This window comes from Desulfamplus magnetovallimortis (assembly GCF_900170035.1).
In the GTDB taxonomy this organism is placed as follows: Bacteria; Desulfobacterota; Desulfobacteria; order Desulfobacterales; family Desulfobacteraceae; genus Desulfamplus; species Desulfamplus magnetovallimortis.
The window spans coordinates 54,240-70,062 of sequence record NZ_LT828553.1 but is presented as its reverse complement, the minus strand read 5'-3'; the positions used below and the strand labels follow the sequence as shown (position 1 = coordinate 70,062).

Annotated in this window: 13 protein-coding genes; all 13 read left to right on the top strand. The window is 38.5% G+C overall.

Annotated elements, in window-relative coordinates; all coding sequences use genetic code 11:
- The first annotated feature begins 296 nt into the window (after positions 1-296).
- The gene (locus MTBBW1_RS29700) at positions 297-2,135 is read left to right on the top strand and encodes a branched-chain amino acid ABC transporter ATP-binding protein/permease (protein WP_080806342.1); all 1,839 of its coding nucleotides are present in this window, start codon (positions 297-299) and stop codon (positions 2,133-2,135) included.
- The gene (locus tag MTBBW1_RS19750) at positions 2,113-2,382 is read left to right on the top strand and encodes a hypothetical protein (RefSeq protein WP_080806339.1); all 270 of its coding nucleotides are present in this window, start codon (positions 2,113-2,115) and stop codon (positions 2,380-2,382) included. Before MTBBW1_RS29700 ends, MTBBW1_RS19750 begins: the two co-directional genes overlap by 23 nt.
- A 185-nt stretch (positions 2,383-2,567) precedes the next feature.
- Positions 2,568-3,308 (top strand): ABC transporter ATP-binding protein, encoded by a 741-nt coding sequence (locus MTBBW1_RS19745; protein WP_080806336.1) that lies wholly within the window; start codon positions 2,568-2,570, stop codon positions 3,306-3,308.
- Between the two features lie 288 nt (positions 3,309-3,596).
- A complete protein-coding gene (locus MTBBW1_RS19740) occupies positions 3,597-4,850 on the top strand; it encodes a phenylacetate--CoA ligase family protein (protein ID WP_080806334.1) in 1,254 nt (417 codons plus the stop codon).
- Positions 4,851-5,570: 720 nt separating this feature from the next.
- Positions 5,571-6,347: a hypothetical protein gene (locus MTBBW1_RS19735; protein ID WP_139786830.1), complete on the top strand. Its 777-nt coding sequence runs from the start codon at positions 5,571-5,573 to the stop codon at positions 6,345-6,347.
- Positions 6,348-6,748: 401 nt separating this feature from the next.
- Positions 6,749-7,453: a DUF4384 domain-containing protein gene (locus MTBBW1_RS19730; RefSeq protein WP_080806329.1), complete on the top strand. Its 705-nt coding sequence runs from the start codon at positions 6,749-6,751 to the stop codon at positions 7,451-7,453.
- Positions 7,454-7,626: 173 nt separating this feature from the next.
- Complete coding sequence (locus MTBBW1_RS19725; protein ID WP_080806327.1) at positions 7,627-8,505, top strand: hypothetical protein; 879 nt, start codon at positions 7,627-7,629, stop codon at positions 8,503-8,505.
- A gap of 168 nt (positions 8,506-8,673) precedes the next feature.
- Positions 8,674-11,988 (top strand): CHAT domain-containing protein, encoded by a 3,315-nt coding sequence (locus MTBBW1_RS19720; RefSeq protein WP_186441536.1) that lies wholly within the window; start codon positions 8,674-8,676, stop codon positions 11,986-11,988.
- Between the two features lie 130 nt (positions 11,989-12,118).
- Positions 12,119-12,922, top strand: a complete 804-nt coding sequence (locus tag MTBBW1_RS19715) for an SPFH domain-containing protein (protein ID WP_080806323.1) — start codon at positions 12,119-12,121, stop codon at positions 12,920-12,922.
- A gap of 292 nt (positions 12,923-13,214) precedes the next feature.
- Complete coding sequence (locus MTBBW1_RS19710; protein WP_080806321.1) at positions 13,215-13,427, top strand: hypothetical protein; 213 nt, start codon at positions 13,215-13,217, stop codon at positions 13,425-13,427.
- Between the two features lie 155 nt (positions 13,428-13,582).
- On the top strand, positions 13,583-14,737 hold the full coding sequence (locus MTBBW1_RS19705) for a hypothetical protein (RefSeq protein ID WP_080806318.1): 1,155 nt from the start codon (positions 13,583-13,585) through the stop codon (positions 14,735-14,737).
- Between the two features lie 71 nt (positions 14,738-14,808).
- Positions 14,809-15,432: an OmpA family protein gene (locus MTBBW1_RS19700; RefSeq protein WP_080806316.1), complete on the top strand. Its 624-nt coding sequence runs from the start codon at positions 14,809-14,811 to the stop codon at positions 15,430-15,432.
- 30 nt (positions 15,433-15,462) lie between these two features.
- Positions 15,463-15,823 (top strand): lysozyme inhibitor LprI family protein (locus MTBBW1_RS19695; protein ID WP_139786834.1); only part of this gene is annotated, 361 nt, incomplete at its 3' end.

Genomic DNA, 15,823 nt, shown 5'->3' with positions numbered 1-15,823 from the left:
TCCCCCTCTCCAGCCATGGAGATGTAGTCTGGGGCTGAAGTTTGGCCTACCGAGTGATCAAAAAAGGCTACACTCTACTCTTTTCCCGCATCCATAATTTTCCGACTGACACTTTCCCTAACAATCATTCCAAATTTTCAGGAAAACTCAATCCGGAAAGTGTAAAGTATCTTTACCATGAAATACATTCTGTTTTCATGATCGGGGGTGGCCGAAACTCGGCCATGAGTGTTTGGGAAGATGTAAAGGGTGCCTCTTTTTCAAAATAATTTTAATCCATAATTTCTGGAAACATTGTGAGTTATTTAAAAAAACCGTTAATTGGAAATGCCCTGTTTGTAATGGCAGTGCTGATATGTGGGCTTGCTGTTCAAAATACATATTATCTTCAGATAATGACATTTATAGGTATAAACACCCTTCTGGCACTGGGACTTAACATGCTCATGGGATATGCCGGACAGGTCTCATTGGGCCATGCTGCATTTTACGGTATCGGAGCATACACAACAGCCATCCTTTCAGGGACATTTGCCATATCTCCATGGGCAGGGCTTTTGTGTGCTGTCGTAGGGGCTGTACTTGTTGCGTTTATTGTTGGTCTTCCCACGCTAAAGCTTTCCGGTTACTACCTTGGCATGGGAACCCTTGGATTTGGAATGATTGTCAATATCATATTCAGGGAGTGGAGCAGCTTCACAGGAGGCTCATCAGGTTTTGTGGGTATCCCCATGCTTGAACTTGGTCCGATATCTTTTGTCTCAGGGAAAAACTACTTCTTTCTGGTCTGGTTTGTGGTTTTTATTGCCATTGTTCTCTGCCAGAGAATCCTTTCATCTCGTATGGGAAGAGCCCTTCGCTCCATCCATGACGGTGAAAATGCATCCATGGCTGTTGGCGTAAACACCCATTTTCTTAAACTTCAGATATTTATGTTCAGTGCTGCACTGGGTGCAGTTGCAGGCTTTCTCTATGCACATTTTGTTCTCTTCATAAGCCCCGAATCATTTGGATTCATGGTATCCATAAAAATGGTCACAATGGTTGTAATAGGAGGAATGGCAAGTGTCTGGGGGGCTCTTTTCGGAGCATCTCTTCTAACCCTTCTGCCTGAAGTGCTTCACGCATTTGCTGAATATGAAATGATTGTCTTTGGATTGATCCTGATGCTGGTCATGATTTTCATGCCCCAGGGTCTGACCCGTGGACTTATTGACATATATGAACGATCAAAAAGGGAAAAAAAGACTCACGGGAGAGTGATTGTGCCTCTTAATGCATCTCAAGATCTTCAACAGATCAAGGTATCACAGGGAAATTCTCAATCAGGCAAAGAGTTGCCGGAAAATTTTGTTCAAGGTTCTTTAACTGCTCCTGAAGAGATACTTAAAGTTTCATCTCTTACTAAAATGTTCGGCGGAGTCAAGGCCCAGGACAACATTTCATTTTCCATTGAAAAAGGAATCGTGTGCGGTCTGATAGGCCCAAATGGTGCCGGTAAGACAACCCTGTTCAACCTTATTACCGGCATCTATTCCCCTGATGCAGGGGAAGTGCTATTCAAGGGGAAAAACACAAAAAAATATGCTGTGCATCAACTTGTCAGGGAGGGTATTGCAAGGACGTTCCAACATGTGGAGCTTTTTGGCAGCATGACACTTCTTGAAAATGTACTTGTTGGAATGCATGTAAGAACCAGAAGCGGATTCTGGGGAGCTATTACAAGAATGCCCTGGGTGATAAGAGAAGAGAAACGATCAAGGGAAAAAGCATGTGAAATAATTGAATTTACAGGACTATCCCAATATACACACCGACCCGCAGGGGATCTTCCCATTGGCCGCCAGAAAATGGCTGAAATTGCAAGGGCACTTGCATCTGAACCATCTTTGCTTCTGCTTGATGAACCAGCCGCCGGCCTGAATGCTGTGGAGACTGAAGCTCTTGGAAATCTCATAAACAAGGTAAGACAAAAGGGCATCACAATGATGCTTGTTGAACATGACATGAGTCTTGCAATGGGAATTTCTGACAAGGTTATTGTACTTGATCGAGGTAGAAAACTTGCAGAGGGTTCACCACGGGAAATACAGAACAACCAGGATGTAATGGATGCATATCTTGGCAGAGGATAGAGATTATATATATTCTCAAAATCGACATCTTGTTGGCTTTTTTGGCATTTATTGCATTTGTCTGAATCAGGATAACCAGGATTTACAGGATGCTCAAGATTTTTATCCTGTAAATCCTGATTATCCTGGGCATCCTGATTCAGACAGTATTAACAAGGCTCATAAGGTCATAGGTGTCGTTTTTGAGTATATTTCCAAAGAAAAAAGAGGGCATGTTTCATTTCCCGCTTTACACTTTCTCAAGTGAAATCCCCATTTTTCAGAATTAGTCATCAAAAAAGTGTAAACTAATTTCATGGTCATATGAAGAATGCCAAAAAGATCTTAAAGAAAAAAGTGATAACCTTTTTGTAGTTGTGGTAAAAATAGTTACTTAACTAAAGACAATTATAAAATTTCTATTAATGCTTACAAAAGCCAGGGGAGAGCAAATTGCTCAGAATAAAAAATCTTAAATGCAGTTACGGAAACATCATGGCTGTACAGGGGGCAAGTCTTTCCGTCAACAACGGAGAACTTATATCCATAATAGGTGCCAATGGTTCCGGTAAAAGCACCCTGCTTCTGGCCATATGCGGGCTTTTGACATCCTGGGAAGGTGAAATAATATTCAAGGAAAAAAATATTAAGGGCCTTTCACCACCTTCAATTGTAAAATCAGGTATCAGCATGGTACCGGAAGGCCGCCAGATTTTTTCACCTTTAAGTGTTATTGATAATCTCAAGATGGGCGCCTACACCATGTACAGGAAGGGAATGAAAAAAGAGGTCTCCGATGATCTTGATATGATAATGGAACTTTTTCCCATTTTAAGGGAAAGAGCAAACCAGCTTGCAGGCACACTTTCAGGTGGTGAACAGCAGATGCTTGCCATTGGCAGGGCACTTATGGCAAGGCCACAGCTTCTTGTACTTGATGAGCCGTCAATGGGACTTGCTCCCAAAATTGTTGACATGATTTTCGGGATCATTAAAAACTTAAGAAAAGAAGGGGTGACCATTCTTCTGGTTGAACAAAATGCAAGGGCTGCGTTAAAGATATCAGACAGAGGATATGTCCTTGAAACAGGTAAAATTGTACTTCAGGGAAGTGCAGAAGAGCTTCTTGTTGATGATGATGTAAAACGTGCATATCTTGGCAGAGATTACGGGGATTTTTATGACGGAAGATAGTAAAATGCACAAAAGGGCTTTGCCAGCTTGATTTTGTGGAGTATCAGATAACATAATTACTCAATCACGACACCTATAATCTTGTGAGCCTTGTCAACAATGTCTGAATCAGGATGCCCAAGATTAACAGGATAAGGCAGGATTATCTATCCTGAACATCCTTTTTATCCTGGTTATCCTGATTCATACAAATGCAAAGCTTCTGAAAAAGCTATCAGGGTGTCGATTTTGAGTCATTAGCTAAAGTACACATTGGTAAAAAATCGTGATGACAGGAGGAAACAAGGGATGAGCAATACCCAAATGCCGAATCTGAATATTGGGGAGAAAAACCAGCTAAAACTGGAACGACTCCAGAGTACATTGAACCGTGCCTGTAAAAATGTCCCTTTTCACCGCAACCGCCTGATTGAAAAACATGTAATGCCCGAAGATATAATATCTTTAAGGGATCTTGAAAAACTTCCATTCATGGAGAGAACCCACCTTGGACTCAATTATCCATATGGCCTTTTTGCTGTTCCCCTGCGGGACATTGTAAGAATTCACACAGCTCCGGGTACCGGCACAAATCCTTCTATAAGCGGCTATACCAGAACAGACCTTATAATATGGCAGAAACTTGTGGCAAGAAGCCTTGAGGCAGCAGGTGTCACTCCCATGGATATTCTCCAGATCAATCTTCCGCCAGGTCTTGCCAATTGGGGCAGAGATTACAAGGATGGGGCTGAAACCATGGGAGCCGGAGTTATTCCAAACTCTCCTTTATCCCTTGCCAAAAACCTGATGGTTCTGCGTGACTACAAGACAACAACCCTTGTAACCACAGCTGCCTTTGCAGAACAGCTCATGGATCATATGTTTGATAATGAACACAACCCAAATGAATTGAATCTTAAACGAATGGTTCTTGTTGGTGAACCACTAACACTTGCTCAGACAAAACCCCTTGAAGAGCGACTCCATGTAGATGTCTGGCTCAATTATGGATTAAGTGAAATTCCAGGACCTGCAATTGCATTTCAGTGCAGTGCCCGCTGCGGCATGCATCTCAATGATGATCATATACTGCCTGAAATCATTGACCCTGAAACTCTTAAGCCAGTTCCATATGGACAAAAAGGAGAGCTCGTCTTGACAACACTTTCTGCAAGGGCTTTTCCATTGATTCGCTTCAGGACAGGAGATATGGCACAGTTCATTGAGGCACCCTGTGAATGCGGCTCTCCTTTGATGAAAATGGAATGGCTGCCGGAGAGAAGTGACAACATGATGATCATATCAGGAATCAAGATATCCCAACACCAGGTAAGAGAGTATCTCAAAGATGCCCTTGGCACAGATCAGCCGGACTGCAAAATGGAAAAGTTCCGGCATGGAGGAACTGAATCCCTTGGTATTTCACTTGTAATTGATGACAGGCTTTTTTCAGATGAAATAAAATCGCTGGAGCGCCTAATAAACGAAACTGCGGAACAACTGGCAGAAAAAATCGGTGTGGGTGTAAAGCTTACCCTCACTGAAAAGGAGCATAAATCCTGACTAAGGAACCCTTAAAAACCTGAAAGCTACTGAACATCTTGCAAATTTCTGCCCATGTTTTAGATTTTTATTTCTGATTTTCGGCATCCTTCATTTACCGGTTTACACTTTCTGGGATACATGCCCATTTATCGGGAATTTCCATCAAAAAAGTGTAAACTACTTTTGGGATGATATGAAGGATGCCTGATTTTCGTGTTATTTTGGCATGAGAATCAGAAAAACCCTTTGTTCTGGCTTGTCCAGCTTAGGAATCTACCTTTAATAACTTGCCCACTTACCTCACTCCCTACCCCCCAATGCTGTTGACTTAAGCTCGTGGGGGCACCATCAATGCTGGCTTGTGATGACCAAAAACTCCTTAAGGCAACAGCATTGCCCTACCCTCCTCTCCATGCTCTCCGAAAAATGTAAAGCGGGAAATGAAGCATGCCAAAATCGCTAATAATAATTTCAGTATGTTATAACTGACAAAATGCTGAAATCGAACTTTTTACGAGTCCATCAAATATATTTTTCAAAATTTTACATTTATCTGACATTTCAAATCTATAATCACAAAAAGTTTAAACGAGATCTTTTCAGGTCTTTTGAAAATGCAAACCTAACGCCTTGAAATTAAACAACAAAAAATCAGATATTTAACTGTTATCTCCCATGTCTGTTAGGTACCTTCTTATGCTGAATCAAGCAACGCTATTATCATTAATGATTTTATTTTTGGGATCTCATTCATTTGCGGATACTGAGATTTTCTCAAAAGAGAAAATTGAAAGCCACAAAGAAAATGTCAAGAAAAGTAATGTAGAGAATCTATTTCATAGATATTCCAGATTAATAAGTAGCTCCACTGTAGATGGTTCCGCTAATTGTGATGATTATAAAAGATTTCCAGGTTCCATCTTAGGTCAGTGGGACTCTGCCCCAAAGTCTCTTTTTTTTCATAACTGGAAATACAGACAAGAGACCTATGAGATGCTTTTTGCGACAAAAGCAGATTTAGCTGAATCAATTTACAGCATAGCCCTACACACTAAGGATTTGGATTCAACTGTTTCCCTTTCACGATTCAAAAGAGGGGCACAGGGGTTCCACTATTCAATTTCCCAAGTTGTTTCATGGGCAAACTCATTTGCCAGAATTCCGCAAAAGAGTCATTTTGCGGGATCTGAACGTTTTTTATCCTTACTTATCGAGGAGAAAATTGTAATCCGATTCTCTGAGAGGTTTCGCGCCTTCGGGAAAGTTTCACACATCATTGGCGCAGCACCCGGCATAAGACGAAGTCTGGAAAAAAATCTTAACCACGAACGATGGCATGTCACATGGGATCATGATGTTTTATTCAAGAATTTTTATATCAGCAAATGGTGTGCTCTTTCTGAGTCTGAAAAGGAGAGTATCACAAAATCATTTACAGGATACAACCAGGATTTTGAATCTCAAATCATTGAAGAATGGGCAGTCAAACAGAATGAAAAAAATCCTATTCCATAACTCGTTTCGTAAAATCAGGGAGGTGATATCTCAATTTAATCATCAAATGTTGGCATCTTTCATTTGTCGGTTTACACTTTTTTTGAACCACGATTTTCATGATTAAGGGATTACCTTGATTTTTAATCGTGTTAATCCTTACTCGTGAGTCATATGTTCTCGATTTTATAACTACATATAGTGCTTCATTAAACTAAAACGGCGCATATATCATATATGCTATGCCAAACGAGAACTTACAACTCTTGAGATCCTTAAATCCTTTTTTTAATCATGGTTCAGAATTTTTCGAAAAGTGTAAACTAATTTTAAGTTGATATGAAGGATGTCCAAATGTTCAGTCTTGAAGAATATGTTTTTAACTGGCCTACACCGATACCAAATCAAAAAAGGAGATTTTTATGAAGCGTTTATCTTTTTTTACTTCTATTATTTTGTTTTTTTTCGCTTTTACGATGATAACTTTTGTTGATTACGCAGATGCAAAAAGAAAAACCCGTGACTTGGTTTTTGAAGAAGATGAGGAAGTTCTTTCCAGCGCCAAGAAAGAAGATGGTACCCCTTTGGAAACCATAGCCGTAAAAACAACCATTGAACTTTTGAGAGATGGGGAAAAAAGCACGGTGCTTCCAACCCACGAATTCAAATCAGGGGATAAAGTAAAATTCATTTATACCATTAATACTGATTGCTACGCGTACTGGCTCTCCCAGGGTAGCAGCGGGAAATACTATATGCTTTTTCCTCATGCAGGCAGGAGCATGGACAACCTTGTTAAAAAAAATGAGGTCTATACGATCCCTGTTAAAGGCTCCTTCAAATTCGACGAAACACAGGGAGTCGAAAAAATACTTGCGGTTCTTGCAACCGAAAAAGTTCCAGAGTTGGAGGAAGCAGCCAGAGAGGCTGCCGCCAGCAAGGGAGAGATATCATCATCCGCAGCCCCTGTGCAATCTGTAGAAAAAAAGCAGGAGAGCAAACGCAAAACTCGAGACCTCGTATTTGAAGAAGATGAAGATGAAGATAGCGGCATTTCCACAAAAAGCCAAAGCAATGAGAATGCCGCTGAACCTTTTGTTGTCTATTACGAACTTGTTCATAAATAAGCCTTGTTGATTTAGCCAACATTTAAAAAATTCACCACAATATGATTGTTTCTTGATTATTTCAAAATCATTATATTGTGCCAAAGTCAAATATGTAAGCACTTAATCAACAGAGTCATAAATAGAAATTTGTTTTTTAAAAGAATCGAATTGACTTGAGGAACTCTAATAGAATGAAAAACAACATAAATAAGCGCAAAAAGAAACTACTGATTATAGGAGCAATACTTCTGGTAGCGGCCATTGCATGGGCAGCATCTGAACTGTCAGGGCAAAGTAATGCTATGGCCCAAGACGCTGGTAGTAATTCGGCAGAACTGGAGATGATAACCCTTGATACATTGAAAAAGCCCTCAAAACAACCTCCACCATGTGATTGGCAAAAAGAAAAGAGTCTGCGCCATGAGATCGAGGAAAATGACAAGCAATACAAACCCTTGGTTGAGAAGGCCAAAAGTGAAATGAACAGCTCCGGAAAAGTGAGTGATGCTACCCAGAAAAAAGTAATGGGGCAGGCCAATGCATACAAAGAGCTTCAGGATCAGTATGCGGCCATGTGGAGTGAATGCAACTGTAAAACCCGTGCAAACCTTGCAACTAATCTTGGAAACACAAGAATCAAAAGCGCTGATGTAGTTGTCAGTGAGATTGATCAGGACAAATTGAATGAAATGAGTGCAGCCCAGGAAGAATTAAGATTGGCCAGGCGGGAATATGTAAACGAAGCTGCAGAAAAAGATGAGTTAAGCAAAGAGGATAAAAGAGATATTCAGGCGAACGTTATTCCACAAACAAATAAATTGCTTGGAACTATGCAGGCATTTGTTCAACAAGTTTTTGGCCTCATGAATGAAGTACAGGAAGCAGCAAGTCAGGTAAACTCAGCAAAGAGCGGCGGCATTACAAGTATCTTTGGTTCAGCTAAATCCCTGCTTTCAACTGGGCCTGCTCTTTTTAAAAAGGTGCAAACCCTTTCAACTGTCTCAAAAAGCATGCTTACCAACACTCAGGACTTGATGTCAGATGCTCAAACTCTTAGTAACACAAACTAAAGGTATTATCCTTTATTCGATTTAGTAAGTGTACCAAATGTACAGGAGGCTAAGTTCTCCTGTACATAGCAATCTGCACCCGTTATTTCAAAAATGGATGCATCATCAATGGATGCAGATTGCTATGTTTTTATGGTTCACTCAACATGCAAAAAAGGAATCTTGCTCATGAAAAGTATTAAATCGTTCGGAATCACCGTAATATTTTCAATTCTATTTGCTTGTTATGTAAATGGGGCAGATCTCAATACTCATTTAAATGCCGCGAATCAACATCTAAAAAAAGGGGACTCTTCAGCTGCTATTGCGGAATTTGAAACGGTTGTTGATATATTGAAGAAAAGCAAGAATCCGGCAGGTGCTCAACAAGTACAAATGAACATCGGTATTCTTTATTTTCAAGAAGGTCAGTTTTCAAAAGCTGTCCAGGAGCTGGAAAGTGCTTTATCGCTCAATAAAAAACCGAGCAAAGCATTGGACATTAAGCTAAATAAGACTTTGGCATCAGCTCACTACAAGATGGGGCACTACGCTATTAGAGCATCAATTCTGGAATCTTTATTGGAAAAATACAAAGAAATTGATCTAAAAACAAAAGCCGATATTCTTGCAGAGCTTGCTGACTCATATAGAAGAAACGAGATTTATTCTAAAGCCATTGATTGCTACGCAAAAGCCTTAAAATGTTACAAAGAATTAAAGAACACAACAAGTGAAGCCATTGTCCTTACTGCAATGGGTCTTTCGCAGGCCAAACTCGGCGAATTTGATGCAGCGATAGGCAGTCTTGAAAAGGCATTGCCAATTGCGGAAAAAACTGGAAAAGCACAAAATATATCGGAAATCTACAGTAATCTCGGCATAGTTTACTGGGATTCCGGAGAATATTCAAAGGCCCTTGATTACTTCACAAAAGCCAAGGATCTGGAGAAGAAAGAAGAGCTAAAAGCCAACTTGAGCGCTGATTACAACAATGAGGGGCTGGTTTACAAGAGTGCCGGTAATTATCCCAAGGCACTTGATTCCATAGAAACCTCCATTGAGATTGCCAGAGAAATAAAAGATGAGAAATCCGAAGCTATCGCACTTAGCAATCACGCTCTTGTGAATCGAATACTTGGCAAAAATGACGATGCTATGGATGATTATCAGAGTGCATTGGAAATTTACTCCAGGGTGCAATTCAAGGAGGGAACGGCAAGTTGTTACTTAGGCTTAGGTAAGCTTTATGAAGTTGACAGTCTCGATTACCCAAAGGCATATGAATATTATGAAAAAGCTCTGAATATTTATCGGGAGCTTGGCAATATTGCCTATCAAGCGGAAACACTGAACCAAATTGGGCGTGTTCTTAAAAAGGGAATTGATCGTAAACGAACCACTCGGGATTTGATTTTTGAAGATGACGGGCCGGTCTTCATTGACATGGAACCAGATGAAGCAAAGACTGCATCACTCAAGGCTTACGGCGAAGCCTTGGAACTTGCGGAAAAAGTGGGCAAAAAAGAGGCGATATGGAGTGCGCAACAAGGTATCGGTTATGCACTTAAAACACAGGGCAAAGAAAATGAAGCCTTTAAATATTATAATGACGCAATTGAGACGGTTATCAGTATCCGTGGGAGTGATTCCGATTCAGAACTTATGGGGGATTATCTTAAGGACAAGGAAGACCTGTTTACAGAAGCCATTGAGGTTGCTTCAATACTTTATGCGAAAACCAACGAAAAAAAATACCTGAGTTCTCAGATGGAGTATCAGGAGATTTACAAAAATGAGGTCATGAAGAATGCCATCATGACTGCCAAACCTCTTTTTCAAGAACCAGAGAAAGCAGAAATTTTCACATCTTTAACGAAAGCTCTGGCCGAAAAAAAGAAAGTGGATGAAGCAAGTTCCCAGCTTATGAGCGGCATATTGAAGAAAAAGGAACCCAATACAGAATCAGAAAAAGCGGAATATGTTAAAAAGAAGAAGGCGGTAGAGGAAGAATTCAAAAGGCTTTCAGCCAAATCACAGAAGCTCGAAGTCGCATTTACAAAACTCTTAGACAAGTGGAAAAAGCAATATCCAAATGATGCAGGTATGTTTGAAAGCGCTGCTAAAGTTGATTTACAAACCATTCAAAAAAGTCTTAATGATGATCAGGCTTTAATACAATATTTTCCACTTAGTGATATGTTATCTATTATTTGCGTTACAAATAAAGAGATCAAGGCCGCAAATGTCAATATAACCTATGAAGATTTAGCAAAACTTATCCGTGATGATTATACCTATAAGCAAATTGAACTATTTGGTCATGGAGAGTGCGATGATGAGGAGCAGTGTTATACTGAATGTATTCAGGTGATGCAACGATTGCATCAAGCATTAATAAATCCTGTTGAAAAAGAAATTGCAGGAAAAGAGAATTTGATCATCGTCCCAAGTAAGTACTTAAGCTATGTCCCTTTTTCCGCTCTTGTAAAAGGTGTTACAGAAAATGGCGAACCTGAATTTCTTGTCTATAACAAAAATATATCTTATTTAAGGCTTTCTTTTTTTGATAATTATAAAAGCAATAAAGGGAAAACATCCGTTCTTCAGAATCCAAAAACAATATGTGTTGCTAACCCTGATCATAAATTCTTGAAAACTGCTTTGGCAGAGCTGCCTGGTACAGAAAAAGAGGTGGAAGGGGTTAAAAAGGCAATAGAATCAAAGAAATTAATTGCACCTGACATACTGAGTAGAAAAACGGCCACTGAAGACAATTGGAAAGAAATGATAAGTAAAGGAGACTACTCTGTATATTATTTTGCCACACATGGCGTCCCCTTCGCAGAAATCCTTCAAGACTCCAGAAAGATTGAAAAATATGTCGATAAATTGTCAAAAAAAATGGGAGACGAAAAGGATGAGATAAAAATCGATAAATATAAGAAAAAGATCGATAAATATTCCCCCTTCGTAAGATTTTGCAAAGAAACATTCAATACAAAATCACCCCTTTATGGATTTTTGTATATGACATATACCGGAAAGGAAAAAAATGACGGTGTATTAACTTTAAAGGAAATTATGGAGTTACCTGATAGCTCATTTAAAAATGCCAAACTCGCTGTGCTTTCAGCTTGCAACACTGCCGTCACTTACTCCCCGAAAATTGATCAAAAAACCAGACAAGAACTTCAGGAAGGAGATATTAACAAAGAATTAGTTAAATCCGGTTGGACTCCGGGGGTTGATCAGGTGTGTTTGACGGACACTTTTATGAAACGTAATTTTCAAAGCGTTCTTGGTACGCTTTGGTTCGCCGATGATGCTGCAATGGGATTTATTGGAAGTCGCTTTTTTGACGGCTTGGATCAATTCTCACCTTCAGAGTCATTGCGTCAGGCTCAAATTGCATATTTGAAAGCTCCCCCTTTTGGTTCGGATTATACCAAAGCTCCTAAGCACCCCTATTTCTGGGCAGTTGGTGCAGTATTTGGACAGTAAAAAAGATAATTTATATAAATTTTGATAAAAGGATCATCAGCAACATTAACAGTTTATATGTTTGCCACTAAATTAGATGGATTGTTAATTTACAATCTATAACGTATTAATTCTAAATTTGGAGAAAAAAATGGGTATATTAATTTCTGTTCCTCAATCTCATGTCGTTGTTCTCACTCGTTTTGGCAAATATTCTAAGACGTTGACGGAAGGTCTTAGATTCAAGATGCCATTTATACATAAAATTTATCGCGTTGACCATTGGAATGATATTGCCAATAAAAACGGTTTTGAAATCGAACTTTCCGAACAAAATTTCAATACAAAACCTAATGAATGTCATACAAAAGATAATGTCCCTGTGACCGTTGATGCGTCAATCTATTGGAGAATCACAGATGTTAGAAAAGCAGTTTTTGAAGTTGACCACTTACCTGAAGCAATTATAGATTCCTGTTTAAACACTTTGCGAAGTAAAATAGGCTCTTTAACTCTTGATGATATTCTTAGAACAAGAAAAGAATTAAATGAAAAAGTTACGATAGACTTATCTAACACTGCCCAGAAATGGGGTATAAATATCAACCGAGTTGAAATTAGAGAACTAAGCACATCAGATGAGACTGCAGAAGCTATGCGTCAAGAGATGGCCGCGGAGAGAAAGAGAAGAGCATCTGTTCTTGAGGCTGAAGGTTTGGCAGAAGCTACAATTAAGGTGGCAGAAGCAGAGGCTGCTGCATTACTCCATAAGGCTGATGCTGAAGCAAAGTACATCAAGAAATTATCAGAGACATTGGGAGAAGAGATCATAGGTAAAATATTATTGGCAGAGAAAATCATGGAATCTTACAAAAGCATTTCAAGTAACCCTGCAAACAAAGTATTTCTTCCGAGCAATATTAGCACCCTAATGTCTGATCAACTGGCAAATTAAATTAATATCTAAAAACATAAAAAATCTTCAAAATGGCAACTTGATAAAATTGGACATGCTTCATATCCTCATAAAAGCACTTTACACTTTTTATGAAAAATTCCCGACGATCAGAATTTTTTATCCGTAAAGTGTAAAATGGTAAATGAAGCATACCCCAAATTAATCCAGTATTTTGTTGTAAACGATTCTTTATGATTTTTTTTATTGGGTACTTATTTTAGGTTACACTTGCAGTTAATGTCTAATGCCTTTTCCCATGAAAACTGAAATATCCTTTTCCGGAGATACCATGGTTTATAAAATAAAATGTGCTTGGTGCGGAAAAATTTTGGGGTCAAAAGAGTGTGCAAGTAACTATATGCCTGTTGCTATTAATAAAAATGAAGGCTCTTGTGTTACTCACAGCATTTGCTTAAAATGTAAAGAAAAAGTGTTAAATGAAATTAGGAATGAGGACGAAATAACTTCTCCATTTAATATCGGTATGCACCGACCAAAATGAAATGTCCAAGTTATTTCATCCCCGTTCATTGGAAATAAAACATTAGAAAAAATATAAAATTTCATTACCATGATTGAAGAAAAGACGATGCCTTGTAAAAAATATTTTTGAAATTAAAAGATTTAATAATTCAAGAAGTTTATAGGAGAGCCTTTATGAGTAGAATGCGTCAAATTATCATTTTAATGTCTTTATTTAGTGTTCTATCAATTGCCCAAAATGCATTATGTGAATCGTCATATCTCTTTGAATCCTGGAATGAAATTCATGACAAGCTTTCTGAATCAATAGATTTGATTACCGAAAAATCTAATGCTCCGGAATCCTCTTGGGTTCCCTGGAAAAGCGATCAAAAATCTATTGACAAAGAAATCAATGAGCTGGTTGACGATGCCCTTGATCTCTTGGGCAAGACTAAATTTACTGAAATCAAAAACAAAATAAATGAACTTCAGCAGAACATTTCCAAGTCAAATAAAAAAATAGCTGAGTTGCGGACCATACTTCTTGGCGCTCCAAAGGATGTTGCGGCGTGGAAGGTATGGAAGAAAGATACTGCCGATTATGAGCAAGATATCATTGATCTCAAAGGCAAAATTGAAGCAGACAAGGAAGAAATCAGTCATCTGAAATTAAAAATGATTGAAGAATTCAAAAGTATTGGCGTAGTCCTGGATCAAGAACAGATCGATACTCTGGTCGCAAGTATTACGAGCGACGATGACATTCAACTCATATCAGTTTTCAACAATATAAAAATTCTTACTGTAAAGCTGAAAGATCTCACTGTTGAATCAAGTGAAAGTCCTGAAAATGCTAAAAGATATTACGGTATGCATACTATCCTGCTCAAAATACTTATTAGGCTTCACGAACACTATGTTGGTAGGGTTGAAAATGAATATCTTCCAAAGCTGGATGGAATTATTGAGAAAAACATTGACCTTGGAAAGAAAACCAAAAATCTTATGTCTGAAGCAGATGAAAAGCACAAGTCCATTTACCAAGCTAACTTTAAGGCTCAAAAAGTTACACATAAAACAGCCACTCTTTATGAAAAGTATCTGCAAGACAATTGTGCCAGAGTCAAAGAAGCCCATGCCAAGCTGATACCTGAATATCAAGCTGCATTAAATACCTACAATACCGTATCCACTGCCCACGACCTAATCAGCTTGATGAAAAGTGCAAATAGTATGTTCAACAATCTTTCTGAGTTGCAGACACCGAAGCTTCTCATTTTTGAAAACAAAGAAATGAAGAATGAGTTTAGCAAGATTACCATGCAAATGAAGGAAGGTTTGGAGTGACATTCGACTATCACTTTTTAAGAATTTTGGCACAACCAAGGGTGCAAATGATTTGGGAGATAGGATAAGTTATGAAAGCTAAAAATATGTTTATTAGCAATTTGTTTTTCATTTTGATCATAGTTTTCTTGGCTGACCCAGTTTTTTGTCAAGAAGAAGAAAAGGAACAGATTGTTTCTTCAGAGGAAATCGTCAAAGGACTATCGAAGAGTACATCAAAATTTGAATTTCACATCAGCGGTAAAAAAACGGGGGTAAAAAAACTTCGCAGGATTACGTTTTATGAAGAAGCTGAGAATGGAGAATATATAAAAAAAACAAAACTGATTTTTGAAGACTTTGCTGCTCCAAAGGGTGTTGCTATCAAAGTTGAATTTGACGTTAATGCTTATACCATAAAACCTCAATCTCACAAGGTTTTAGCTGAACTTGGCAAAGCTTTGAACAATAAACAGATAGAGCATGAGGGTGTGTTGATCAGTGGTCACACAGATTCGGATGGGGATGCTTCTGAAAATATCGAATTAAGCTTTAAGCGGGCACGATCGGTAAAGGAATACCTGATCTCCAATTATGACATAGAACCATCCAGACTGAAGGTTGCCGGTTTTGGTGAACAATGTCCGCTTGTTCCCAATTCCAGTAAGGAAAACAAGCAGAAGAACAGGCGTGTTGAAGTTGAATTGATTCAATAGATATTAACAAATTCAAGAAAGACATTTGTAATGACAAAAGTAAAACTTATTGTAATTTTTATAGCTGGATTTGTAATTGTGGGAGTTGTCAATGCGGCAAGTTTTGATTGTAAAAAAGCAGGCTCAATTATTGAGCATATAATTTGTAGCAATGAAGAACTTTCAATACTTGATGAAGAGTTGGCAAAAGCATATAAAAATGCAAAACAACATACAGATCAAAAAGTGCTAAAAAAAGAGCAGATCAACTGGATCAAAACAAAACGTTCAGATTGTAAGGATGTGCAATGTTTGCGTAATGTTTATGTGCAGCGTATAGAACAGCTAAACAGTTACAATACAACAAATAACTTTGTAAATGAAATGTTTTTAGGTGAATGGGTAAGCGGCA